Source organism: Acidobacteriota bacterium (assembly GCA_018268895.1).
Lineage (GTDB): Bacteria > Acidobacteriota > Terriglobia > Terriglobales > Acidobacteriaceae > Edaphobacter.
The window spans coordinates 205,578-229,538 of the sequence record JAFDVP010000009.1 but is presented as its reverse complement, the minus strand read 5'-3'; the positions used below and the strand labels follow the sequence as shown (position 1 = coordinate 229,538).

Annotated in this window: 20 protein-coding genes; 12 read left to right on the top strand and 8 right to left on the bottom strand. The window is 59.3% G+C overall.

Annotated features, from left to right (window positions below):
- Positions 1–105 precede the first annotated feature (105 nt).
- The 3 genes from JSS95_12810 to JSS95_12800 form a co-directional block, all read right to left on the bottom strand.
- Positions 106–465, bottom strand: a complete 360-nt coding sequence (locus JSS95_12810) for a hypothetical protein (protein MBS1800693.1) — start codon at positions 463–465, stop codon at positions 106–108.
- The gene (locus JSS95_12805) at positions 452–1,618 is read right to left on the bottom strand and encodes a sulfite oxidase (GenBank protein ID MBS1800692.1); all 1,167 of its coding nucleotides are present in this window, start codon (positions 1,616–1,618) and stop codon (positions 452–454) included. The genes JSS95_12810 and JSS95_12805 overlap by 14 nt, the downstream gene beginning before the upstream one ends.
- A 253-nt stretch (positions 1,619–1,871) precedes the next feature.
- Entirely contained in the window at positions 1,872–2,444 is a 573-nt protein-coding gene (locus tag JSS95_12800) for a dihydrofolate reductase family protein (GenBank protein ID MBS1800691.1), read from the bottom strand.
- 73 nt (positions 2,445–2,517) lie between these two features.
- Between JSS95_12800 and JSS95_12795 the strand changes: the two genes are divergently transcribed.
- From JSS95_12795 to bamD, 4 genes are read left to right on the top strand one after another with little or no spacing between them, the layout of a single operon-like run.
- Positions 2,518–3,900 (top strand): TldD/PmbA family protein, encoded by a 1,383-nt coding sequence (locus JSS95_12795; GenBank protein MBS1800690.1) that lies wholly within the window; start codon positions 2,518–2,520, stop codon positions 3,898–3,900.
- A gap of 42 nt (positions 3,901–3,942) precedes the next feature.
- Positions 3,943–5,322, top strand: a complete 1,380-nt coding sequence (locus tag JSS95_12790) for an excinuclease ABC subunit C (GenBank protein MBS1800689.1) — start codon at positions 3,943–3,945, stop codon at positions 5,320–5,322.
- 52 nt (positions 5,323–5,374) lie between these two features.
- Positions 5,375–6,058 carry a ribulose-phosphate 3-epimerase gene (locus JSS95_12785; GenBank protein ID MBS1800688.1) on the top strand — a complete coding sequence of 228 codons (684 nt, stop codon included), beginning with the start codon at positions 5,375–5,377 and terminating at the stop codon, positions 6,056–6,058.
- A 57-nt stretch (positions 6,059–6,115) separates the two neighbouring features.
- Positions 6,116–7,894, top strand: a complete 1,779-nt coding sequence (gene bamD / locus JSS95_12780; protein ID MBS1800687.1) for an outer membrane protein assembly factor BamD — start codon at positions 6,116–6,118, stop codon at positions 7,892–7,894.
- A 64-nt stretch (positions 7,895–7,958) separates the two neighbouring features.
- Here bamD and JSS95_12775 read toward each other — a convergent pair whose 3' ends face one another.
- Both JSS95_12775 and JSS95_12770 read right to left on the bottom strand, forming a co-directional pair.
- The gene (locus JSS95_12775) at positions 7,959–8,474 is read right to left on the bottom strand and encodes a hypothetical protein (protein ID MBS1800686.1); all 516 of its coding nucleotides are present in this window, start codon (positions 8,472–8,474) and stop codon (positions 7,959–7,961) included.
- 125 nt (positions 8,475–8,599) lie between these two features.
- The gene (locus JSS95_12770) at positions 8,600–9,142 is read right to left on the bottom strand and encodes a hypothetical protein (protein MBS1800685.1); all 543 of its coding nucleotides are present in this window, start codon (positions 9,140–9,142) and stop codon (positions 8,600–8,602) included.
- Positions 9,143–9,244: 102 nt separating this feature from the next.
- On the opposite strand from JSS95_12770, the gene JSS95_12765 reads away from it, so the two are divergent.
- On the top strand, positions 9,245–12,037 hold the full coding sequence (locus JSS95_12765) for a valine--tRNA ligase (GenBank protein MBS1800684.1): 2,793 nt from the start codon (positions 9,245–9,247) through the stop codon (positions 12,035–12,037).
- 47 nt (positions 12,038–12,084) lie between these two features.
- Here JSS95_12765 and JSS95_12760 read toward each other — a convergent pair whose 3' ends face one another.
- Entirely contained in the window at positions 12,085–12,540 is a 456-nt protein-coding gene (locus JSS95_12760) for an ester cyclase (GenBank protein ID MBS1800683.1), read from the bottom strand.
- A 117-nt stretch (positions 12,541–12,657) separates the two neighbouring features.
- On the opposite strand from JSS95_12760, the gene nadC reads away from it, so the two are divergent.
- The 7 genes from nadC to JSS95_12725 all read left to right on the top strand — a co-directional run bounded on the left by nadC (position 12,658) and on the right by JSS95_12725 (position 20,341).
- Entirely contained in the window at positions 12,658–13,542 is an 885-nt protein-coding gene (gene nadC / locus JSS95_12755) for a carboxylating nicotinate-nucleotide diphosphorylase (protein MBS1800682.1), read from the top strand.
- A 5-nt stretch (positions 13,543–13,547) separates the two neighbouring features.
- Complete coding sequence (locus tag JSS95_12750; GenBank protein ID MBS1800681.1) at positions 13,548–14,351, top strand: biotin--[acetyl-CoA-carboxylase] ligase; 804 nt, start codon at positions 13,548–13,550, stop codon at positions 14,349–14,351.
- 25 nt (positions 14,352–14,376) lie between these two features.
- A complete protein-coding gene (locus tag JSS95_12745) occupies positions 14,377–15,183 on the top strand; it encodes a type III pantothenate kinase (protein MBS1800680.1) in 807 nt (268 codons plus the stop codon).
- A gap of 8 nt (positions 15,184–15,191) precedes the next feature.
- Positions 15,192–15,908: a hypothetical protein gene (locus JSS95_12740; protein ID MBS1800679.1), complete on the top strand. Its 717-nt coding sequence runs from the start codon at positions 15,192–15,194 to the stop codon at positions 15,906–15,908.
- Positions 15,909–15,918: 10 nt separating this feature from the next.
- Entirely contained in the window at positions 15,919–17,220 is a 1,302-nt protein-coding gene (gene rlmD, locus JSS95_12735) for a 23S rRNA (uracil(1939)-C(5))-methyltransferase RlmD (GenBank protein MBS1800678.1), read from the top strand.
- Between the two features lie 81 nt (positions 17,221–17,301).
- On the top strand, positions 17,302–19,944 hold the full coding sequence (locus tag JSS95_12730) for a ComEC/Rec2 family competence protein (GenBank protein MBS1800677.1): 2,643 nt from the start codon (positions 17,302–17,304) through the stop codon (positions 19,942–19,944).
- A 109-nt stretch (positions 19,945–20,053) separates the two neighbouring features.
- The gene (locus tag JSS95_12725) at positions 20,054–20,341 is read left to right on the top strand and encodes a hypothetical protein (GenBank protein MBS1800676.1); all 288 of its coding nucleotides are present in this window, start codon (positions 20,054–20,056) and stop codon (positions 20,339–20,341) included.
- A gap of 1 nt (position 20,342) precedes the next feature.
- Here the strand turns inward: JSS95_12725 and JSS95_12720 are convergent, their stop codons facing one another.
- Together JSS95_12720 and xrtJ are read right to left on the bottom strand one after the other, a co-directional pair.
- Positions 20,343–22,244, bottom strand: a complete 1,902-nt coding sequence (locus JSS95_12720) for an NHL repeat-containing protein (protein ID MBS1800675.1) — start codon at positions 22,242–22,244, stop codon at positions 20,343–20,345.
- 32 nt (positions 22,245–22,276) lie between these two features.
- On the bottom strand, positions 22,277–23,929 hold the full coding sequence (xrtJ, locus tag JSS95_12715) for an exosortase J (GenBank protein ID MBS1800674.1): 1,653 nt from the start codon (positions 23,927–23,929) through the stop codon (positions 22,277–22,279).
- Positions 23,930–23,961: the final 32 nt, after the last annotated feature.

Sequence of the window (23,961 nt, the reverse complement as noted above, 5' to 3'; positions counted from 1 at the left end):
CCGAAATCGGGCGCCTAACGTTGATCAAAAGTCCAACGATAGTGACTGTTCAAACATTGTGGCTGGCGGGATGCAAATGTTAACAGGAAACTCCGGGATTGCCTGTCATTGTCCGTGGGTACTGCGCTTAATCTTTGCTTCGGTTTTTTTGTCGGCCGCAGTGCGCGGAGCATCGTATGCAGGTTGGTCCGGGCCGAAATTTGCACTGAAATAATCCACCAGCGCGTCGCGATCTTTCGGATCGACCGGAGCCCCCCAATTGGTCATTTTGTCCAGCTCTTTGACCCAGGCACCTTTGGGGAGACGTTGCTGCACAATAATGCGCGCATCGTGGCAGGTGAGACAGGCGCCTTCGGCTTTCTGTTTCGCTGCGCCTGCGGGCAGCTCCGCGTTGGGCGAAGATTGCCCCATCATTAGAGGCGCACCCAATGCCGCAATCAAAACAGTCGCTTTAAGCCTGGACATAGACCTTCACCTGATCGTAAGCGTTGTAGAGATAGCCGCTTGGGTTCCAAACCGCCGCCTCGGGCTGGGTCCGCCCCTGGCTGTCGGTGGCGCGCAAGAGAATGACATAGTCACCACTCTTCGCCGGCTTCCACAGGTAGCTCCACAGCCGCCAGGCGTACTTCGCCTGATCTTTCCCAAGCTGCGCGGTGCTCCAGCTCGAACCGCCATCGGTGGAGATCTCGACCTTCGTGATGTCAGCTTCTCCTGCCCAGGCTACACCCTGAATGGTTTGCGCCCCCGGTTTCAGCTTTGCCCCGTCGCTCGGCGCCGCGATCACCGACTTCACCGTGAGCGCCGTGAGCGCGTGGGTATCTTCGGGCTTTACCGGTTCCCCGGGCTTCCCGGGAGTGTTCGGAAAACGATAGCCGGGACTCATGAAGTTTCCCTCAGCTGGCTTGTCGAGCACCGTGATCTCGGTCAGCCACTTGCACGAAGCAGCACCCACCCAGCCTGGAGTCATCGCCCGCGCTGGGAATCCATGATGCGCGGGTAGCGGCTCGCCGTTCATGTGGGTCGCCACCAGCGTGTCGCCATCCATCGCCTTCTCGATGGGGATGCTGCGAATAAAAGGAGGCACTTTGCCGGGCACCAAATCCACCCCGCGGAACTGCACGTGTTTCGCCGTGTCCTTCAGGACGGCTTTGTCCAGTAGCGACTTCAGGCTGGGCCCCGAGAACCTGGCATTCCCCACTGCTCCCTTTCCCCATTGGATCCCGGGAACTTTCGGGCTTTGCAGCGACCGCCCGTTGCCAGCGCATTCCATCGCATTGGTGATCGAGTGCACGGGAATCTTCGCCAGATCAGCCAATGTGAGGGTTAATGGCTTTTCGACCTCTCCGCTAATGGTCAGCTTCCACGCCGCTGCATCTACGTTGGCCGGCGCGAACATGTGATTGCGGACGTAGAAATGACTCACAGGCGTGATCCATTCCGTCATGAACTCGACAGGCATTTCCAAGTCGAGAAAACGGAAGGATCGGACGATCATTCCATCCTTGCCGGGCACGGAAATGGGCTCTGTATCAGCGGCCCAGGCGAGCAGCGGATCTACGGTTCCAGCGGACAGCGAGGCCGCAGACATGACTCTAAGAAAATCACGACGGGACGTCACGGTTCACCCCACAGTGGCATCAAGGTTACTAGGAATCTCCTTCTTGACTTCAAAAACGGCACTAACTATACACCTGTTTTAACACCCCATATCTGGCGGCCTCATCGCCAGATGTGGCCATCGCGCGAAGCGCGATCCGCCTCGCTTAAGGGCACGGCTTCAGCCGTGCCGCAAAACCGCCGCAAGGCGGCGTACCGCTCTGCCGAAGGCCGGAGCGAAGTCCGAAGGACGTAGCGACTGATTCATTCGCAGCTCAAGCTCTAGGCTCATACCGCATAGCCACCACCCCCGAACCAAACTCAACCCGCCCCACAAGCCTCAAGTCGACATACTTCGACAGCCCCGCGAACAACGTCGGTCCGTGACCCGCTACCCTGGGGTGCACCACGAACTCGTACTCATCGATCAACCCCATCTCCGCCAGCGCCTGCGGAAGTGTCACGCCTCCCGTGAACAGCCCCTTACCCGGCTGCTGCTTGAGCTGCCGAACGGCCTTCTCCAGATCTTTCCCGGTACCTGGGCGCACAAGCTCCGCGTTCCAATCGACCCGCTCCAGCGTGCTCGACACGACGTACTTCTTTGCCGCGTGGATCGTCCGGGCGAAGGGTTCCCCCCAATCGGCCATCCAATCCGGCCGCACACCCGTCTCCGCCGGCTGCCGCCACGCCGACTCCATCATCTCGTAAGTGACCCGGCCAAACAGGAGCGCATCGGCCTGCTCGATGTTCTCGACCGCGTGACGATGCAACTCTTCGTCCGCGATGCCAGCTCGATGATCGCAGCACCCGTCCAATGTAACGTTGATGGAATACCGAAGGGGTCGCATGCCGCAAGAATACTGCGAAAAACAGTCGGGGGGTAGGTTCGCCGGTGGTTCCCGATTTATTCTCAGACCAGACATGACATCCCAGACCGAAAAGAAGACCGACCTCCGCCAGCTAGCCTCCGACGTCCTCGCCCGCGCCCTCAAGGCCGGAGCCACCGATGCAGAAGCCGTCGTCGCCGAGGGCGATGAGTTTGAGGTTCGCGTTCGCCTCGGCCAGGTCGAGACTCTCAAAGAATCCGGCTCGCGCGCCGTTGGCCTCCGCGTCTTTCTCGGCCAGCGCACAGCAACCACCTCGTCCTCCGACTTCTCCGACGAGAGCATCGCCCGGCTGGTCGACGGCGCCATCACCCTGGCAAAGATCACCAGCGTTGACCCCTTCGCCGGTCTGCCCGAGCGCGAAGAGTTCGGCCAGCTTCAGGGCGACCTCAAGCTCTACTTCGACGACGTCAACCAGCAGCCTCCCGCCGAGCGCATCGAGATCGCCCGCCGGGCTGAGGCCGCCGCGATGGCCTTCGACACCCGCATCCAGAACTCCTCCGGCGCCGACTTCGACACCGGAACCTCCTACAAGGTCCTCACCAACTCCCGCGGCTTCACCGGCGAGTACCGCCGCAGCTACTGTGGCTTCTCCGTCTCTCCCATCGCGATCGACGAGAAGGGCGGGATGCAGCGCAACTACTGGTACTCGAGCTCGCGCACAACGTCGAAGCTCGAATCTCCGGAAGAGATCGGCCGCATCGCCGCAGAGCGCACGCTGCGACGCCTCGGCGCCCGCCGCGTTCCCACGCAGAAGGCGTCTGTGGTCTTCTCGCCGGAGATCGCGCGCGGGATCGTCGGCAACATCTTCGACGCCGCCAACGGCGACGCCATCTATCGCCACGCCACCTTCTTCGACGAGATGCTCGGCAAGCAGGTCGCGGGCGAGAACATCACCATCGTCGACGACGGCACCATGATGCTCGATGGCATCGGCGGCTTCGGCACTGCTCCCTTCGACGGCGAGGGTCTGCCTACGCGGCGCACCGTGCTGGTCGAAAAAGGCGTGCTCCAGACCTACGTCAACAACAGCTACACGGCGCGCAAGCTCAACATGCGCTCCACCGGCAGCGCCTCGCGCGGCCTCGCCGGAAACCCCGGCATCGGCGCACACAACTTCTACCTCGAGCCCGGCGAATGCAGCCCCGAGCAACTCATCGGCGACGTCAAGAGCGGTCTCTACGTCACCGAGACGATGGGCTTCGGCGTGAACCTCGTCACCGGCGACTACTCGCAGGGTGCCGCAGGCCTCTGGATCGAGAACGGCGAGATCGCCTACCCGGTCGAGGAGATCACCATCGCCGGGAACCTGAAGGACATGTATCGCAACATCGTCGCCATCGGCAACGACCTTGTCTTCCGCAGCGCAGCCGCCGCACCGACCATCCGCGTCGAGGGCATGACGGTCGCCGGCGCTTAGCCGGCTCAACGCCTGACTCTTGTTCGCGGATAAGATTGTGTCGTGGCGTCGAACTTCCAATTCGCAACGGCAGTCGACTTCTCGTCGCAACAAGCCGAGGAGATTCTCCGCACGGTTCCAGCGCTGCCCGGCGTCTTCGCTCTCTACGGCGAGCAGAAAAACTCCGAGCCTTACCTGACGCGCACTGCCAATCTTCGCCGCCGCATGAAGCGGCTGCTGGCCCCGCCTGAATCGCAATCGAAGCGCCTGAATCTGCGCGACCGCGTTGTCCGCATCGAATACACGGTTGCAGGCTCCGAGTTTGAATCGACGCTTACGCTGTATCGCGCGGCGGCCAGCATCTTCGGTTACGCAGAAGCGCGCAGAAGGCTGCGGCTGCACACGCCGACCGTCCTACGCATGACGATGGAGAACGCCTTCCCTCGCGTCTATGCAACCAACCGGCTCTCAAAGCGCGGCCTCGCACAGATGTATGGCCCTTTCGCTTCGCGCGCTGCCGCCGAACGTTACTGCGATGCTGTGCTCGATCTCTTCAAGCTCCGCCGCTGCCACGAAGACCTGCATCCTTATCCAGAGCATCCAGGCTGCGTCTATGGCGAGATGAAGAAGTGCATCGAGCCGTGCAAACAGGCCTGTACGACGGAGCAATATGCCAATGAAGCTGCCGCAGTAAAAGCCTTCTTCGACACGCGCGGCGAGAGTATGCTCTCGCCGATCGCCGCCGAACGCGAGCGGGCTTCGGAGGAGATGGAGTTTGAGCAGGCGGCGCAGTTGCACGAGCAACATCAAAAAGTAAAAGCCGCTGCACAGCTTGCCGATGAACTTGTTCGGTCAATTCCAAATCTGCGCGCCGTGATCGTGCAACGGGCTTCTGTGGAAGACGACTCACCCGATGCGGCAGTCTTCCTGCTTGCAGCGGGCTGCATCGTCGGGCCGGAGCGTCTCTCCACCCTGGGTGTTCGTGCGGTTAAGGAGCAGACCAGCGTCGGCAGCTCGCTCTTCGCCCAGCCGCTGATGCTTCAGGCGGTGCCTCTGGAGGGAGAGGCCGGCGATAAGAGCGACTCGCCGGAGGACCGCACAAGAGAAGTTCTCGGCAGGCTGGAGGCGCAGGCAAAGCCTTCCAGCGACATTGCGCTGCTCAGTGACCATCTCTCGCTGCTGCGTCGCTGGTACTATCGGCCAGAGAAGCAGCGCGTTGGCGAGATCTTTTTCCCGAATGCCGATGGGGCATGGCCCATGCGCCGTATCTTGCGCGGGGCGGCACGAGCTGTGCTTGGCGATCCGAAGCCTCTTCCCGATGTGCAACGCGAGGCAGCAAAGAAGATCGCGACGGATGTGAAGACCCGCGTTTTACACGAAGGGCGCCCCGATGTGGAACGGGTAGTGCCCATCGTTCCCCGGCAGAATAACGACGCCGATTGATCCCGCTCTCTGCCCGTCCCCGGCTGGTAGACTCGGACACAGGAGCATTCACTTGATCGAACTGGCATTTTCCATATTGGCCTCGGACTTCGCGCATCTTGCCGACGAAGTTAAGGCCGCAGAGCGCGGCGGGGGAAGCATCGTTCACGTCGATGTGATGGATGGCCACTTTGTGCCGAACATCACCTTTGGGCCACCGATGGTGCAGGCCCTGCGGCCCGTGACGAACCTGCCCCTGGACTGCCACCTGATGGTGGAGAACCCGGACGAGTTCATCCCCGCCTTTGCCGAAGCAGGCGCCGATCTCCTGAGCGTCCACCAGGAGGTCTGCCGCCACCTGCACCGGACGCTGCAACTGATCTCTGACCATGGAATGCTCCCCGGGGTGGTCCTCAACCCCGCGACGCCGGTGGACACGCTGATTGAAGTCCTTCCGATGGTTCACTATGTGCTGATCATGAGCGTCAATCCGGGCTTCGGCGGGCAGCGGTTTCTGCCTCTTGCGGTGGAAAAGATCACCTACCTCGCCGCTTTACGCAAGGAGATGGGGCTGAATTTTCGCATTGAAGTGGACGGCGGCATCGCTCACGATACGGTGGCCTCAGTCGTCGAAGCAGGAGCCGAGATGCTGGTTGCGGGATCGGCTGTCTTCAGCAAGGGCAAAACCGAGCAGAACGCCAAGAGGCTGTTGAAATTAGCCCGCGCTGCCGAACCGGACAAGGCCAGGAAAGACTAGAATAGAAGCGAGCCTGAGCGCCCCCAAGGGTGCGAGGCGGATGTGAGGTCTTAGCTGATGAATCGTCGCTCTTCTTTCTTCCCAGGCGTCTCGTTTTTCCCGAGCCTCAGGGCTGGCATGGTCGCCGGTATCGCTGTTGCCGCGCTTATCGTAACGTCGAGCGCCTTCGCGCAGGTGACGGGCTCAACCCAGACGACGACCGATGCCAACGGACAGCAGCAGCAGTCGGTAACGCTATCGGCATCGCCTTCTAAAAAGAGCAAGAAGGAAGAGAAGAAAGAGGAAAAGGTCGTTCAGTCGAAGGACACCAAGAAGCGCCTGGCAGCGGAGAAAAAGACCGATGCCGTTGCGGCTGCCGACGCCAAGCTGCCAGACCGCCAGCTTTACGACAAGGCCCTTGTAGCTACAAAGAAGGGGCACTTCGACGTTGCGCGTCTCGACCTGCAGACGCTGTTGAACACCTATCCCGATTCGCAGTACCAGATGAAGGCAAAGCTTGCTATCGCGGACAGCTGGTATCGCGAAGGCGGAACGGCTGCCCTGACGCAGGCCGAGCAGGAATACAAGGACTTCATCACCTTCTTCCCCAACGCCCCCGAGGCTGCCGAGGCCCAGATGCGCGTGGGCGACATCTACTTCAGGCAGATGGACAAGCCTGACCGCGACTACTCCAAGGCCCTGCACGCGCAGGAGGAGTATCGCCTGATGCTGCAGCAGTTCCCGGATTCGACGCTGGTGCCGCAGGCCAAGCAGCGTCTGCGTGAGGTGCAGGAGGTTCTTGCCACACGCGAGGCCGACATCGCTTCCTACTACGCGTCGCGCGAGAACTGGCCCGCGACGATCGCGCGCTACCAGACGGTTGCCGACACGTACCCGCAGTACAGCCACATGGACGATACGCTGGTAGCTCTGGGCGATGCTTATGAAGCCGAGGCGCGGATCATCCGTGCGCAAAAGCAGTTGAGCGAAGATGCAAAGGGCAGGCTGGTAAGTATCTACGAGGGACGGGCTGCGGATGCTTACCGCAAGGTAGCGCTCGAACACTCTGCCGCGCCGCACGTCGAGGATGCACGCGACCGTCTTGCGGCGATGAACCTTCCGATTCCGACACCGACGCCGGAACAGGCAGCAGCCAGCGCCGCGCTGGAAAACAGCCGCGGACAGTACAGCCTGCAAAGCCGTGCGATGTTGATGATCCTTCGCCGTCCGGACGTTGTGATGGCCGCCCACTCCGGCGAGCCTGCGATGATCGACCCCAAACCTACCCTGGCGCCGTCGGTGACCAAGCAGATCATCGAGGACTATAAGAATGCTCAGAATCCCGGGGCCGCAACCACGTCCGGCACGCAGCCCGCTGAAGGCGCGGCGCCTGCTACGGCTGCTGCTGCCCAGCCCTCTGCTCCTGCCCAGCCCGCAGCCCCTGCCGCTCCCCTGGCATTGCAGGATATTCCGAGCGCAGGAACGGGAGATGGTGCAAGCGGCGCTGTAATGACGAACGTGCCGAGCGCAACCACGACGGCGGCCCCTGCCTCCGGCGGAGCCAATGCGATGGGGGTTGAAGTCCTGACACCGGGAGCAAATAGAACTCCGGCAGCCGACCCGATGGGAGGCCTGAAACCGGTTGGACCGGTGAACAACGTGGCCGCTCCTCCGATTGAAAAGCCTGCCGCGGCTCCAGATGCGATCAACGATGTGGTTCCCGGTGCCCAGGCTCCTGGACAGCCTGCGACTGCGGCCAATGGGAAGAAGGCGCCGAAGCCAACCTATGACAAGGACGAGGAGTCCTCAAGCAAGCACAAGAAAAAGAAGGGCCTGGGAAAGATCAACCCTTTCTAAACAGATCCCCGTTAGCGGCTGAAGCCCCGGAATGCTCCGGGGCTTTCGTCTTTTCCGATATGGGTCAGGCCTCTTCAGAGCGTCGCCGGGGAATGAACAGCATCGACAGAAGAAGGAAGGCCGCGATAGCAGCGCCAGAAAAGACATACGGGCTGAACGAGGCGCGATGCGATGTGCGTGGCCGAACTCCGCCTACGGGCGACAGATGTCCGCCGATGACCCAGGCATTGCCTGAAATCGACTCGTCGGTCTCATAGACGGCGTTGCCGCCGACTACAAGAGCATTGCCGCCAATGCGGGCCTGCGAGTCGATGACGGCGTTCCCTCCGATGACCGTTGCCCGGCCATCGACGCGACCAATAACATTGAGATTCCCGAACAGAACGAGCACTCGTCCGGTGAGGTCGCCTTCCACCTGAACGGAGCAGAAGATGCAGGTTGCGTTATGGACCTGTTGTCCCTGGGCGATGAAGATGTCCTGGTTGAAGTAGGTGCGGGAGCCACCCTGCGCCTGGGCGTGAGTCGCCGGTAGAGAGGCGAGAAGGACGAGGCCGAGGAACCGGATTGCTTTTGATAGCACAGCTCTGCTCCCGAAGAGGTTCAAAGACATGCGCGGTTGCGGCCTGAGCAACCCGCGGCAATCGTCAGATACGCTAGCCGCCCCCATCAGGTTCCATTGAACGATAGACGCTCACGACAAAAGCTTTAGCGGATACGGGGTGGTTGCATTCCACCCCCCTGGGGGTAGGCGGGAAAGCGGTAGCGGCTGCGCCGGACCAGATAGACGATCAGCCAGATGATCCCCGCAAGAATCAGCAACGGCGAGAGAAGAATGATCGTTCCCAGAGGAGGAGGCAGGATGGCGCGGGAGCCATGGATGGAGGCGCCTTCCGCAAGTTTCGCATCGCCTCCGACGATGGCCACATCGCCATTGACGGCTGAGCCCTCACCGAGGTGGAGATCGCCGGCGGCAATTGCAGTGTCTCCGGCGATCGAATGGCCTGGCTCCACATCGACGGACCCCATGAAGACGGCGACATCGCCGGTCACCTCGCCACGGACGTGTACAGAGCAGAAGGCGCAGGCGATGTCACCAACGGACTCTCCTTCGGGCACTTCAATCGCGTTGCCGAAGCTCGCACGATCGTTACCATGGGAGCCTTTGGCCAAGGCCGGTAACGCAACGAGCGCGGGTAGCAGGACAAGGGAGAGGATGGGGCGCATCAGTTTTCCTGATCTTCCGGGCATTGGAACCTCGTAGTGGAATGTATGGCAGCGGCAAGACGCGACAAGCTCTTCCACCAAGGCACAGGACAAAGACTTACCGCTCAGATGCTACGCTTAAAAGACATGAGTTACGAGTTGCCAAAGGCATACGATCCGTCCGTTATTGAAGAACGCTGGGCCGAATACTGGGTCCACGAACGCCTGTTCGACGTCGCCACACCAGAGAGTACGAGCGATGCGTCGAAGAAGTTCACCATGCTGCTGCCCCCGCCCAACGTGACGGGCCGCCTGCACATGGGCCACATGCTGAACCAGACGGAGATGGACATCCTGACGCGGTGGCACAGGATGCGCGGCGAGACCGCGGTCTGGGTCCCCGGCACCGACCACGCGGGTATTGCCACGCAGATGATGGTGGAGCGTCAACTGGCCAGCGAAGGAAAGAACCGTCGCGAGCTCGGACGAGACGCCTTCATCAAACGTGTTTGGGAGTGGAAAGGCGTCTACGGCGGCGCAATTCTCGACCAGATGCGGCGGCTTGGTGCCAGCGTCGACTGGAGCCGCGAGTACTTCACGATGGACGATCGGTTGAGCGTCGCCGTGAAGGAGTGCTTCGTCCGCCTGTGGGAGCAGGGGCTGATTTATCGCGGCGCCTACATCGTGAACTGGGACCCCGCGATTCAGACCGCCGTCTCCGATCTCGAAGTGGAGCACGAAGAGCGCGTAGGCAAGATCTATCATGTGCGTTATCCGCTGGCCGACGGCACGGGTTCCATCGTTGTTGCGACAACGCGCCCGGAGACGATGCTCGGCGACGTGGCTGTCGCTGTGAATCCCGAGGACGACCGCTACAAGGCGCTCGTCGGCAAACTGGTGAAGCTGCCGCTAAGCAGCGTCAACGGCAGCCCTGAGCGTGAGATCCCGATTCTTGCAGACGACTGGGCGAAGCCTGAGTTCGGCACCGGCGCGGTCAAGGTGACTCCTGCACATGACCCGAATGACTTTGCCATCGGGCAGCGGCATGGACTGCCGAACCTGTCGATCCTGAATGAGACAGCACACGTAGCCCTGCCGGGATCGCCGTATGACGGCATGGAGCGATATGCTGCACGCGAGAAGATCGTTGAAGACCTTCGCTCACAAGGCTTGCTGGTTGATGTAAAAGACCACACGCTTTCGATCGGCCTGAGCCAGCGCACTGGAGTGGTGATCGAACCTCGGCTCTCGCAGCAGTGGTTCATTAAGATTCAGCCACTCGCCGACAAGGCCATCGAGGCCGTCGATAAAGGCTATATACGGTTCACTCCCGACCAGTACCGCAAGACCTACGAGGAGTGGATGAAGAACATCCACGACTGGTGCATCTCGCGGCAGCTATGGTGGGGCCACCGCATTCCTGCATGGCACTGCGCGAAGTGCGCGGAGATTGCTGTCGCTCGTGAAACGCCAAAAGCCTGCGGCAAATGCGGATCGAGCGATCTAACGCAGGAGACGGACGTTCTCGACACATGGTTCTCGAGCGGCCTGCTTCCCTTCACCGCGTTCGGCTGGCCGGGCGAGCCGGGATCGAATGGGTTAACGCCGGATCTGGCAGCGTTCTATCCGACTGACGTTCTGGTCACAGGCTTCGACATCCTGTTTTTCTGGGTGGCGAGGATGGTGATGCTGGGCTGCCACTTCATGCTCGACGTTCCGATGCCCGACGGTGCTGGCGGATTCCAGCCGCGCACGCTGAAAGACGCTGTGCCGTTCCGCGAGGTCTACATTCATGCCCTGGTGCGCGATGCGGACCGGCAGAAGATGTCGAAGACCAAGGGCAACGTGATCGACCCCATCGAGGTCGTCACAAAGTATGGCACCGACGCCGTGCGCTTCACGCTGGCAAGCATGGCCTCGCCTGGTACAGACATCGCCTTCAGCGAATCGCGGACCGAAGGGTATCGCGCGTTCGCGAACAAGATATGGAACGCGGCGCGGTTTCTGTTTGTGCAGATCGACCGCGCGAAGGAAGCGGGCTACAAGGTCTCCATGCTCGCCAGCGGGACTGTGCCTGAGCTTCCATCTGACACACCGCTGGAGACGCGATGGATCTTTGGCCGCCTCAGCGCCGTAACGAGCGAGGTCGATAAGGCGCTCACCGATTACCGCTTCGACGAGGCCGCCGCCGCTGTCTATCAGTTCTTCTGGGGTGAGTTCTGCGACTGGTATCTGGAGCTGGTCAAGCTGCGGCTGGAGTTTGGCGAAGGCACGGAGAAGAATGCAACGACGGCATTGACGTTGGCATCGTTGGTCGCAGCGTTTGAAGCGGCGCTGAGACTGCTGAGCCCGTTCATGCCATTTCTGACTGAAGAGCTTTGGCATGCCCTGTACGAAGGCAATCCTCCTGCAAAGTCGATTGCTCTGACACGCTACCCACAGGCAGATGATTTCGCCGCCGATCCCGCGTCTGTTGCCGCGATGGCAACGCTCCAGGAGTTGATCACAACCGTACGCGCGCTGCGCAAGGAACTTGGCGTTCCGGAGAAGGAAGCCACGCCTATCAAACTGCACGCAGAGAATCGTATCCTTGCGCTGGCCGATGCAAACCGCGACATGCTGGCAAGGATGGCCCGCGTGTCGGAGCTTGGTTTTTCCGCTGAGACGCTTTCAGGCAGCACCGCCCGAGCCACAGCGAGTTTCGACGTTGCCGTTGTCTACGAGCGGCAGATCGACGTAGCGGCCGAGCGCGAACGGCTGACGAAGGAGATGGCCAAGCTCGAAAAGGGCCTGGCTGCTGCCGAAAAGCAGCTTGGCAACGAGGCCTTTATGGCGAAGGCCCCGGCACACATCGTCGAAGGGCTGCGGAAGCAGTCTGCTGAGACAACAATGCTTTATGAGAAGGCAAGGACTGCGTTGAACGCTCTGCCCTCTGCGTGATTGCGGAGAGCAGAGCCACACGCCCCATCCGTTTTGGTGGAACGGAGTCAAACCTTCGCTTCGACTCTTTGCGGAACGGCGGCGCCTAACTGGTTCATGAGCGTCATCAGGTTCCAGTCGGCCCACATCTCGACGATCATGCAGTCGTCGATACGAAAGATGCTGGTTCCGGAAACAGTAGCGCTGCGGTTCGTCGGTTGCATGCCGAGGAAGACGCCGCGATGCGTTCCGCGAGCAGTCCAGTGAAGCACGACCTCGTTGCGTTCTGCGATCGTGTCGTCAATTGTGAAGTTCAGGTCGGGAAAGCCGTTCCGGCACATCGAGATATGACGCGCAAAATTGCCTGCGCCAGAGGTAAGCGCAGGAAAGACCGGATCGTGAATACGGCAGCCGGTTGCGACCATCTCGCGTAACGAGTCCATCTTGCCAAGGTTCCAGCACTCGTCCATGAAGCGGTGTGCAATCTCCTTGTTGTCGGCGATTGGATTGCGATCAATTGGCATATCGGAACCTCCCTATGAAGCGGGGATTATAGACCTGTCCTGGAAGAACATTGAACCGGGCAGGCTTTGCTATTGATTGTGAGCAGGATACGCGCCGGCAGGTTTAGGATTAAGTGCATGGATTGGAAGAGCAAACGGATACGGGCGATCCTCGAAGCAGCGCTGGCCGAAGACAAGGCCGCCAATGACATCACCACCTCGCTGACGATCGATCCGAAGCTGCGCGCTTCGGGGACGATCATCGCCAAACAACCATGCGTGGTCTCGGGTCTGGGATGCATCCCCGTATTTCTGGATATCTTTGCGAAGATGCACAGCCAGCCCGTGGGGAGGTTCGAGGTCATCAGTCACCCGGAGATCTTTGACGGTGTCAAAGTACGCGCTGGCCAGCCGCTCGCGGTAATCAGGCATAATGCCGCGGCGCTGCTTTCGACCGAGCGCGTGATTCTGAACCTGATGCAGCGCATGTGTGGCATTGCAACGCTGACCAATCAGTTCGTCACGGCTGTGGCAAGGACAAAGACGAAGGTTCTTGATACTCGCAAGACGATTCCTGGGCTGAGAGTGCTCGACAAATATGCCGTGTCCTGTGGCGGAGGCACGAATCATCGCCTCGATCTGCAAGACGGCATCCTGATCAAAAACAATCACATCTCGCTCGGAGGCGGGCTTCCTCTCGTGCTTGAGAAAACGCTGAAGGCCCGTAAGACTGGTCAGGTGGTGCAGGTGGAGGTCCGCAATCAGACTGAGCTTGAACAGGCGATTGCCGGAGGGGCCGAATCGATTCTGCTGGATAACATGACGCCGACGCAGGTAAAAAAAGCCGTCAAGCAGATTCGCAGCGCGCTGCCCGGCGTGCCAGTCGAGGCATCCGGCAACATGAACCTGAAGACGGTGCGCAAGTATGCGCTGACGGGTGTCGACTTCATCTCGGTTGGCGCGCTCACGCATTCGGCGATTGCCGTGGACCTCAGCATGCGCATCACGGCGGATGTCTACTGACCGCGATGCAACTCGACCTTGAATCGGTGCGCGCGAGCATAGCTGGAACACAGTTTGCCGCGCAGGTGCAGCACTACTCTTCCGTCAGCTCGACGAATACGCTTGCTCTTGAGGCTGCACAGAATGGAGCGCGAAGCGGAGTATGGGTGGCCGATGAACAGACTGCCGGGCGCGGGCGCGGTGGACATCAATGGCACTCGTCGCCGGATGACGGGCTGTATGTGAGTGCGCTGGTTGCGCCTGAACTGCCTGCAAACGATGCGCTCAGGTTATCGCTCTCGACCGCGCTGGCGGTGAGAAGCGCCATAGAAAGAACAACAAACCTCACCGTTGACATTCGTTGGCCCAACGATCTGCTGATCCACCGCAAAAAATGTGGTGGAATTCTGGTAGAGACTGCCGTCTCTCCCTCGCAACGCAACAAGCCGGCTTCACTGAAGTATGCCGTGATTGGCATAGGCATCAACCTGAACCATGAGAGTTTTCCTTTAGATCTCGCGGCACTGGCCACATCCCTGCGGATAGCCTGCGGGCACACGATATCCCGTGAACAACTGCTGGCGTCGTTGCTGTGTGATTTAGATGAAGAGGTACTGCGGCTTGCGCGCGATTCACATAGGACAAGCGATTTGCTTGAGCGTTTCACCGAGGCCTCGACCTGGGTACGCGGAAAGCGAGTAAGAGTTGATGAGATGGGGGGATATACTGGCGTAACGGCCGGTCTCGACGAACAAGGATTTCTGAAGGTAGATAGCGATGATGGCGTGAAACGTACGGTGCTTTCAGGCGGCGTGCGCGAAATTGAATAAGCAATAACGAGGCGGGAGAGCGAAGATGCTACTGGCACTCGATGTAGGCAATACCAATGCTGTGATTGGACTATTTCAGCTTGGCTGTGACGGCGGCAAAGCTGAGGTTGTCACGAACTGGCGAATCACAACCCCCAGGGAACAGACGGTTGATGAGTTCGGGATGCTGCTGCGACAGATGTTCGAGTTGCGTGGCCTGAAGACGGATGTCGTAACAGGCGTAGCAATCTCTTCTGTCGTGCCGCCACTCGATTCGATGATGAGGAAAGCATGCGAGGTTTATTTCGGCGTGAAACCTTTGTTCATCGAGCCTGGAGTAAAAACCGGAATTCCAGTCCTGACGGACAATCCTTCAGAGGTAGGCGCGGACCGCATTGTCAACTGTGCGGCAGCCTACGAGCAATATGGCGGCCCGGCCATCGTTGTCGACATGGGCACTGCTACCACGTTCGATGTGATCTCCAGAAAAGGCGAGTTCATTGGCGGCGCGATTGCCCCAGGACTCGGTATCTCTGCCAATGCGTTGTTTGCGCGAGCAGCGCGATTGCCTCGCATCGACATTAAAAAGCCCGCGAAGGTGATCGGAACAAACACAGTCGACCACATGCAGATCGGTCTTTACTACGGCTACATCGGACTCGTCGACGGCATTCTGGAGCGCATGATCGCTGAGCTTGGACCGGAGACAAAGACTGTGGCCACCGGCGGCCTCGCGAAACTCATCGCCGGCGGCTCAAAGTACATCGGTGTCGTCGACGAGATGCTGACCCTGAATGGCCTGCGCATCATCTACGAACGCAGCCTGGACAGGAACAGGAAGCGCGGAGCGTAGTTACAGCAATGCGCAACTACTTCAATTACTTCACGGAGATCGAAGAACGTTTCCAGCAGCGGCGCGGCTCGCTGCTCATGCTCTCGACGCTGGACTGGGCTTTAATCGAGACGTGGCGTGAAGGCGGCATACCGCTTGAGGCCGTGCTGCGCGGTATCGACAATGCCTTCGACAAACACGACGAAAAGCTGAGACGCGCAAGCGGAAGAACGCGCAAGATCAACGGCCTGGCATGGTGCGCGCAGAGTGTCATGGAATCTACCGAACAGGCGATGGAAGCGGCGATCGGAGCATCCTCCGTTGAGGATTCATCAGGGCCTGAGAGCGGTTTTGAAGCTGAGCGAATCGCAGCCTACCTTGAAGACAACGCGGGGATCATCGAAGCTGTGAAGCTGAGAGCGCCTGCGGATGCCGTCGCTCAGGAGATCGTCGCGAGATTGCGCGCATTGGCCACGAACGCGCGAACCGGACCCTCACCGCATCTTGAAGAGATGGACCGGACGCTAACGGTCCTCGAAGAAAAGCTCTTCGCTGGCCTGCTGACTGCAACCAGTGAAGAACAGTTGACCCAGTTGCGCGAACAGGCAGCACATGAGTTGTCACCGTATCGCGGAAAGATGCAGGCTGTGCAGATCAAACAGGTGCAGCAGCAGTTTTTGCAAAAGAGGCTGCTCGAAGCTCACGGTCTGCCGCGGCTGAGCCTTTTCTATATGAGGCTGGGATAACCCACACGCGATGCAACTGCAAATTCAAAAAATCGTGTATGGCGGCAGCGGATTCGCCCATTCGACAGAGGGCAAGGCCGTCTTTGTACCATTCACTTTGCCCGGAGAGGTTGTCGAAGCCAGTCTCGATAGCGAAAAAGGTGGATTCGCAGAAGCATCCCTCGATGCTGTTCAGGAACCATCGACAGATCGCGTTTCGCCAAAGTGTGCTCACTTTGGCGCTTGCGGCGGATGTCAGTACCAGCACGCAGAGTATCCTGCACAACTGGAGATCAAACGCGGAATACTCATGGAGACGCTTGAACGCGCTGGCCTCACATCATTGCCGCACGTTCACTTGCTGGCGAGCGAACCGTGGGAGTACAGAAACCGCATAAGGCTGCGCGTCGCGGAGATCGACGGCAGGTTGCGCGCAGGTTACCTGCGGCGCGCATCCACTGAATTTCTACCCGTACACATGTGCCCGATTGCCTCACCAATTCTATGGCGCGCCATAGAGGCGCTGCTGACACTCAAAGGAGCGGCTCTGCAATGGGTGCGGCTGGCAGAAGAGGTGGAGCTGTTCACTGATCGCGATCAAAGCAGGCTGCAGTTGACCTTGCTTCTGCGCAAAGAACCGGCAGCGGATTTCAGTGGCCTCTGTGAAGCCCTGCATTCCGCCCTTCCTGAACTGACAGGCGCTGGCGTTGCACTGATCGAGGGCAACGGCCGTAGCCGAAAGACCCAGCGCATCAAACCGCTGTCTCATTGGGGAGCAGATGGATTGAGCTATCCCGTAGGTGGAAAAAGCTATTGGGTAACCCGCGGCAGCTTCTTTCAGGTGAATCGCGCGCTGCTGGAGCCGTTTGCCGCACTGGTTACGGCAAACAGAGCGGGAAAGCTCGCGTGGGACTTATACGCAGGCGTGGGGTTGTTCTCGCAGCGACTGGCAGAAAGTTTTACAGGGGTCGTAGCCGTGGAAGCAGCGGCATCCGACCTTGTCCGCAGCTTTCGCGGCCCGGGCCGAAGGGCGGTGCAAGCAACGACCGTCGAATTCTTGAGGCAAGCCGCTCTCGAACGAGATCGGCCTGAGTTGGTTGTCGTCGATCCACCGCGCGCCGGTATCGGGCAAGAAGCTTGTAGCCTGCTCATGCGAGTGAAGCCCCATGAGATCGTCTACGTCTCCTGCGACCCTGCAACACTGGGTCGCGACCTGAAACAGATGGTAGACTCCGGCTACAAGCTGCACGAACTGCACATGGTGGACATGTTCCCCCAGACGTTTCACCAGGAAACCGTCGCCGTACTAAGACCTGAGAAACAAGCAGGGTAATTCGTTACAGGGAGCGAAGTTCTGACGGGCCACGCGGAGCGGTATTGGGCCACGACGATAGAACCACTGCGGTTTCGCAGGATGCCGCTGCTTGCGGCAGCCTGCTGGTTTGCAGCGGGCATAGCGGTGGCGCGCAACTGGATTGCGGCTCCCTTGATCGTTGTCGCCGTTGTATCGCTCACCATGATCACAACGATCGCTCTACGCCGATCGTTGCGGATTGCCACTCTTCCTCTAGCCGCCTTGTGGATAGCGGCCGGAGTATGGTGCTGGCAACTAAGGCCTGTACCTGCCACGCAACACGATCTGCTTCAATATGCCGACGGCCTGAGCCGCACTGTTCGCGGCCGCATAGTCCGCGTGCGTGAACTGCCTGCGCGAAACATGGTGGCCGACCGCGACAACGATCCTGCTTGGTGGATCGAACGCGAGCCTGATGCGTCGGACGCAGTCTCGGTAGACATTGCAGTGAATGCCATCGAAGAGGTCACGCCTGACATCTCGAAGATGGTCCCGATGACCGGCGGAGTCAGAACCACCGTTATCGCGCATGACCATCCTCTTCCTGCTTTGCATTGCGGCGATGTTGTCGAGATGCCTTTGCGGATTAAAGAGCCGCAGCGCTATCGCGATCCAGGAGCATGGCAATATGCAGACTATCTGCTGGCACAGGGCATTGGCGCTCATGCCACTGCACGCGCTGCAAAGGTTCACATTCTTGCAAGCGGCCAGGCAGACATGCGATGCAGGGTGTTCGCCGTGCAAAACTGGGCATCGAACCGGATGCTTGCTTATATGCGGTCGAAGGTCAATCGGGGACTTCCATCGCTGCTTTCACTTACAGAAGACGATGCGGGAATGTTGAACGCCATGCTCTTCGGCGATCGAACGCGCTTGAATCACTCGCTACGACTTGGCTTCGAGAGAACAGGCTCGTTTCACCTCTTCGTCGTCTCGGGAATGCACGTAGCGCTTCTCGCCGGCATCATTCTCTGGCTGCTTCGCAGGTTGCGTATTCGGGAGTGGCTCGCGACGGCCGTGACTATTCCGCTGATGACCTCCTATGCTTTGCTGACGGGCTTTGGGGCGCCGGTACAACGGGCCCTGTTTATGACGACGGTTTTTCTGATTGCCCGGCTTCTCTCTCGCGAACGTAGCGTGCTGAATGCGTTGGGCGCAGCAGCGCTTGCCGAGTTGGTCTGGTCTCCGGCAAGTCTGTTCGAAGCCAGTTTTCAGATGACGTTTCTTGCCATCTTTGCGATCGCAGGAATTGCAGTGCCTCTGGGTGAGCGCAGCTTTATGCCGTTTGCGCGAGCCACAAGACGCCTCAATGAGCTATGGCAGGACCCAGTGCTGGCGCCAGGAATTGCGCAGCTTCGTGTGATGCTGCGTCTGTGGGGCGAAGAGATGTCTGGCGTCTTCGGTCGATGGACCTATGCCCTTCCCGCGCTTGTCCTGCGCATCGTTCTGTGGATGGCAGAGCTGGCATTGATTGGCCTCGTCGCAGAGTTGGTGATGGCGCTCCCCATGGCGCTCTATTTTCATCGAGCGACGATCTTCGCTCTCCCCGCAAATATGCTGACAGTGCCGATCATCGGCTTGTTGGCTCCGCTAGCTGTTATTGCATTTGCAGCATCGCTGGTTTCGCCTTGGCTGGCGGTCATGCCCGCGGCAGCAACTGCATTGTTGCTGCACGGGATCGGCCAGGCCATCGCGCGTGTCAGCCGTGTGCAGGCAGCGGATCTTAGAGTTCCCGGGCCAACGCTCTTGATTGCGCTGCTGGCGATTGCGGTATGGGCTTTCTGTATCTGGGCCGTCCGTCGCTCCAACCGGTGGGCCTTGGTTGCGCTAATCGCATTGCCGCTGGGAACATTGGCTGTGCTGTGGCCTCAGCCCGCAGCGGTGCTCCACGGCAAGCTCGAAGTCACTGCAATCGATGTCAGCCAAGGTGACTCGTTACTGATCGTAAGCCCTGAAGGCAGTGCCATGCTGGTCGATGCGGGCGGCCCGGTTGGCGGCCTGAATGAGGCAACTGCTGCCACAGGAACCTTTGACATCGGCGAGGAAGTTGTTTCGCCATACCTCTGGTCCCGCAGGATCAGAAGGCTTGATGTAATGGTACTGAGCCACGCGCACAGCGACCACATGGGTGGGATGGCTGCCGTGATGAGGAATTTTCTTCCCCGCGAGCTATGGGTTGCCATAGATCCCGATTCCGATGCGTACCGCGCGCTCATCGCCGAAGCAGGCGAGCTTGGTGTGAAGGTGCGGCATCTAAGGACAGGCAACAACTCCGAATGGGCAGGCACACACATTCGGGTGCTCGCGCCTGATTCGAACTATGCGAATTGGGGGCAGCCCTCGAATAACGACTCGCTCGTTCTCCGCATGGAGTACGGAGATGCCTCGGTGCTTCTGGAAGGCGATGCCGAGGCTCAGAGCGAACAAACGATGGTGATGCACGGACTCGCACCTGTAACTTTGCTCAAGATCGGGCATCACGGCAGCAGATCGTCGACAACGCCTGATTTTTTTGCAGCGCTCGCTCCGAAGGACGCCATCGTCTCTGTCGGCAAGAGCAATACCTTCGGCCATCCTCGCGAAGAGATCATCCAGCGTGTCGCTTCAGACGGGACAAGACTCTTCCGCACAGATGAGTTTGGGTTGACGACTTTTTTGCTTGATCGCGATGGCACGATTCACGAGGTGCTTGGCGCTCAATAAATTTGAGCCATGTGCGAGAGAGTGCACAAGCAGATTCTCCTTGTGTCAGCGCCTCAGTACCGAATCACAGCGATAGGAGTAATGTGGAACCGTGGAGGCTGAATTATCCATGGAGCAACAGCAGAATGTCGATCAGGCCGGCAACGCGGTTGTAACGCCGACAGCAGAAGAGCAGGCAGAAGAACGAAAACTGATTCGGCGTCTACAGATGATGATGAACATGGTGATGCAGGTCATCGCACAGGACTCCACGCTCAGCATCGATGAAGCTTCTCAGATGATCGCCGATTCGCGCCGGGCGGCGCTGGCGATGTTCCCGGGCAAAGAACTGGCTTACGACCTGATCTGGCGTCCGCGCTTTCAGCGGCTGATGCGCGAGCGGTTTCGAATGATGTAGGCTAGGGAGCCTGCGGAGGCCCGATCACGGGCGTCTTTACCGGAGCAGCCATTCCCACCAGCTCGACGATCGAGTTGCTGTTGGCATACTTCGCATCGTTGGTGAAGTTCGTCACCCACACATTGCCGCTGGCATCGATCGCAATCGAGTAGGGCTGTAACATGCCGCCATCGAGCAGCCAGCCGGAAGCCGGCGAGAGGACCTTGCCGGGAGATGTTGTTGCGGAGCCTGCAAACTGCGTCAGGGCAGGGTATGCGATTCCAGCGACGTTCGTACGGCTTGCAACCCAGACCGAACCCGAGCCATCGACAGCAATGCCCTGCGGCTTCGTGAGGCCTCCGCCGGTATAACCGGGAGAAACAACTGTCCCGGCGCTGGAGATCTGGCTAACGCTATCGGCGTAAAAGTTTGAAGCCCAAATATAGCCACGCTGATCGATTGCGAGTCCTTGTGGGCCACTACAACAGGAGACACCCAGCGATTGAGTCCCATCGGCAGAGAGACGAGTCACCGTTTCGTCATTCTGGTTGCCGATCCAGGCATTGTGGTTGGAATCGATTGCGATCGAAACAATGAATGCCATTGACTGTGCACCATAGCCCGTTGCGCCTGAAAGTGGAGTGCCTGCACTGGACAGCTGCGTGACCCGAGAGTTGCGGAAGTTGAGAACCGACGCCGTACCATTTGTATCCAGCGCAACGGCAACGGGAAAGTTCAAGCCGCCGGAGATATAACCATTTGGGCCCGAGATCGCCTGCCCATTCGAGTTCAATACGGTTACAGAACCAAGCTTGCCATTGATCCCAGCAGCGCTATCGCCATTTGGGATCCAGACATTGTTCTGACTATCTATGGCCAGGCCAAACGACGATTGCAGTCCGTTACCGGTAATTCCCGAAGCAAAGACTGGCGATCCTGTTGGAGTAAACTTTGAAGCTCCTCCCCAATAGCTCGCAACCCATATGTTGCCCTGGCTGTCGACACCGATACCTGTCGGAGCATTCATCCCTCCGCCTGTGAAATTGATTGCAATGGTCCAGTCATAAGGTGCGAAAGAAAGCACAGGAGTGAATGCCGTACTGGAAACCGACAGAGAATAGAGCCCCGCAACATTGACGCCGGGATTGCGAGCCATCCAGAACGCTGCGTCCAGCGTGTTCGATGGAGCCGGCGAGCTTCCCGTCATGGCACCGAACAAAGAGTTGCAGGCGCTGGCCCCAGTTGCCGCAACACAGCCGTTGAACATATTGGCCAGCGAATTGATCTTCGGAGCAGGCGATTTACTAGTGGATGGGAACGTGGCGCCAGGAGCCTTTCCTTGCGACGCATCGACCAGATTCGCGGCAGTCGCAAACGCGTTCGCAAGACCGAGAGCGTTCGTAGAACTTGCGCCAACATTGCCGCCTGTCGAAAGAAACTGCGACAAGGCCCAGGTAAACGCGACGGTCGTGACTTCATTCACCGTGAAGGCCGTTGTTGTCGTCGTCGAGAGCTTCGTACAATCGCCCACGGCTGCGGCAAGAGCGATGGCATCGTTCGTGGCGCCCACACCCACCTTTCCTCCGCGAGCAACCAGATAGACCATCGGCGTAGCAGAAGAACAGGTGAGACCTGAAGTAATCGCAAAAGCGCCAGTTGCATCTGTTGTGACAGGTGTTGCAAGCAGAGCGCTGGCCCCCGCCCCGTTTCCAGAAGCTCCTGCGGAGTAAATCTGCACGCTCGCTCCGGCAACAGGCTGTGTCCCGGCCAGCACCTTCCCCGAAACAAGCACCGAGACCGTGGTTACAGGCGGCGGCGTTACGGGAGGATCGGAGATCACCCCTGCGCCACACCCGGTAAGAAACAGGATGCTGCTTAAGGTGAAGGGGACAAAAAGAGCCAGTGTGCGCTGTGTGGACTTCATCTGGAGAGGTATATCAATGATACAGGTTGCAACTAGCGTCTGTAAGGACCGACAAGCACATCCAGGTCAGTCTGACCCAAAAAGTTCTTTATGTCAGCACTCAACTGCTTTTGAGCGTCCTCTGGAAGCGATCTTGTGTCGAGGGTTTCTGCCTTCAGAAGAATGGGGATAGAGCGTTGCGGATCTTGCGACAGAAGGGCATGCGTATCAGGCTTGCTGTAGACCAGCCCAAAGCTGCGACGGTCGCTCGAATACTCGCCACAATGAGATCCACTGCATATTGTCGTTGCCTCAAGATACTGAATGGCCCCGTTGTTATAGAGAGATGCACTGAAGCTCACGGCCTGTTTATTTGCCATTGAGATGTTGAGCTGGTCTTTCCACAAAGGGTCTTCGCCGCGTGCAGAGTGGCAGATCAGCGTATCGTGCGAACCAATCTCTGGCGAGACGCCAACAGATATGTGCGTTCCTTCACCTGCGGCCGCATACTCTGCCCAATGAAACAGTAGCGGACCGGTCACCAGGTTCTCATTCCACGTCCGCACCAGGGTGTAGGTGCCGATGTGTTCCGGGAAGACGCCTTGCGAAGTCGCGCTCGTACGTGTCTGCGAAGGGTCTGTGGCGATATCGTGGATCACCGCGCGCGCGGTGCCGTAGCAGCCGAAGAACGCGATAACCGCCATCACCGCCAGGCGAAAGCGCAGGAAGAACGCGGAGTTTGCAGTGGCCGCAACCGCTGCGCCGGGTTGCGGGTCAGGCTGCTTGGCTTTGCTGCCCAGTTTCTGGATGACGAAAAACAGAATCTGCGTGGCAAGCAGAAACAGGCACGCCCCAATGATGTAGTCCGCCAGCTTCGCCTTGTTTTGTAGTCGTGGGAGATGAAGCCCAATGATGTAGTAGATGACAAGCAGGCAGAGCCGCGCGAAGTTGAAGACATACCCAAGCAGCACAGCGCCGGCAACCACGGCCGCATGGGACTTCCAGCGAAAACGGCAGACGTAGCCGGCAACCAGCGCAACGAAGCCCATCGTAACGGCGCCGCGAATCCCGTTGCAGCCCGGAGCGATAAACATTCCGTAGCTCGGCGTGAACATCAGGCGCATCTGATCGGGCGAAAGCGGTTGACCTAATGCCATGGCAAAGGCGCGCGCTACATGCGCGGAGACGCGCTGCAACGGCAGATCGACAAGGACGTTAAAGATATGAGGGATCGGGTTGACGAACCACATCAACGCGATGGGGAAGAGCGCCGCTCGAAAAAGACGGGTCCCTCCAAACAAGAGCACAACACCTGCGGTGTAGCCGAAGGCAACAAGCGAGTGCGGAGGAAGGTAAATGTTCCATTGCGGACTGAGCACAAGGATCAGAATCGCCCGCTCGCGGAATTGAACCGCGCCAACCGCCGCAACCAGGATTGCCAGCCCCCACCAGCTTCCTTCCATCTCCCACTCAAGCGTCCGCCACGCCCTCATGATCAGCACAAAGCTGACCACGGGGATGAGCATACCGATCGACTTGAGCGCGTCCGTGGTCCAGATGTACCACAGCAAACCTATTGTCGATCGCAGACTGCATAGACCGAGGACCGCGAGGCCCGCTGCGAGCCACGCGGTCTGAGGCGGCGAAAGCCGCCGGGCCCATGGAGATAGATGTGGGCGAAGGTCGGTCGCCGGAATGGTTGACATGCGAATCTCTTTGAACAGATGGCAAGACGGGG

Coding starts and splice junctions, on each gene's coding strand:
- JSS95_12810 (MBS1800693.1), bottom strand. CDS start 465: ATGTCCAGGCTTAAAGCGACTGTTTTGATTGCGGCATTGGGTGCGCCT.
- JSS95_12800 (MBS1800691.1), bottom strand. CDS start 2,444: ATGCGACCCCTTCGGTATTCCATCAACGTTACATTGGACGGGTGCTGC.
- JSS95_12795 (MBS1800690.1), top strand. CDS start 2,518: ATGACATCCCAGACCGAAAAGAAGACCGACCTCCGCCAGCTAGCCTCC.
- bamD (MBS1800687.1), top strand. CDS start 6,116: ATGAATCGTCGCTCTTCTTTCTTCCCAGGCGTCTCGTTTTTCCCGAGC.
- JSS95_12770 (MBS1800685.1), bottom strand. CDS start 9,142: ATGCCCGGAAGATCAGGAAAACTGATGCGCCCCATCCTCTCCCTTGTC.
- JSS95_12765 (MBS1800684.1), top strand. CDS start 9,245: ATGAGTTACGAGTTGCCAAAGGCATACGATCCGTCCGTTATTGAAGAA.
- JSS95_12760 (MBS1800683.1), bottom strand. CDS start 12,540: ATGCCAATTGATCGCAATCCAATCGCCGACAACAAGGAGATTGCACAC.
- nadC (MBS1800682.1), top strand. CDS start 12,658: ATGGATTGGAAGAGCAAACGGATACGGGCGATCCTCGAAGCAGCGCTG.
- JSS95_12750 (MBS1800681.1), top strand. CDS start 13,548: ATGCAACTCGACCTTGAATCGGTGCGCGCGAGCATAGCTGGAACACAG.
- JSS95_12745 (MBS1800680.1), top strand. CDS start 14,377: ATGCTACTGGCACTCGATGTAGGCAATACCAATGCTGTGATTGGACTA.
- JSS95_12740 (MBS1800679.1), top strand. CDS start 15,192: ATGCGCAACTACTTCAATTACTTCACGGAGATCGAAGAACGTTTCCAG.
- rlmD (MBS1800678.1), top strand. CDS start 15,919: ATGCAACTGCAAATTCAAAAAATCGTGTATGGCGGCAGCGGATTCGCC.
- JSS95_12730 (MBS1800677.1), top strand. CDS start 17,302: ATGCCGCTGCTTGCGGCAGCCTGCTGGTTTGCAGCGGGCATAGCGGTG.
- JSS95_12725 (MBS1800676.1), top strand. CDS start 20,054: ATGGAGCAACAGCAGAATGTCGATCAGGCCGGCAACGCGGTTGTAACG.
- JSS95_12720 (MBS1800675.1), bottom strand. CDS start 22,244: ATGAAGTCCACACAGCGCACACTGGCTCTTTTTGTCCCCTTCACCTTA.
- xrtJ (MBS1800674.1), bottom strand. CDS start 23,929: ATGTCAACCATTCCGGCGACCGACCTTCGCCCACATCTATCTCCATGG.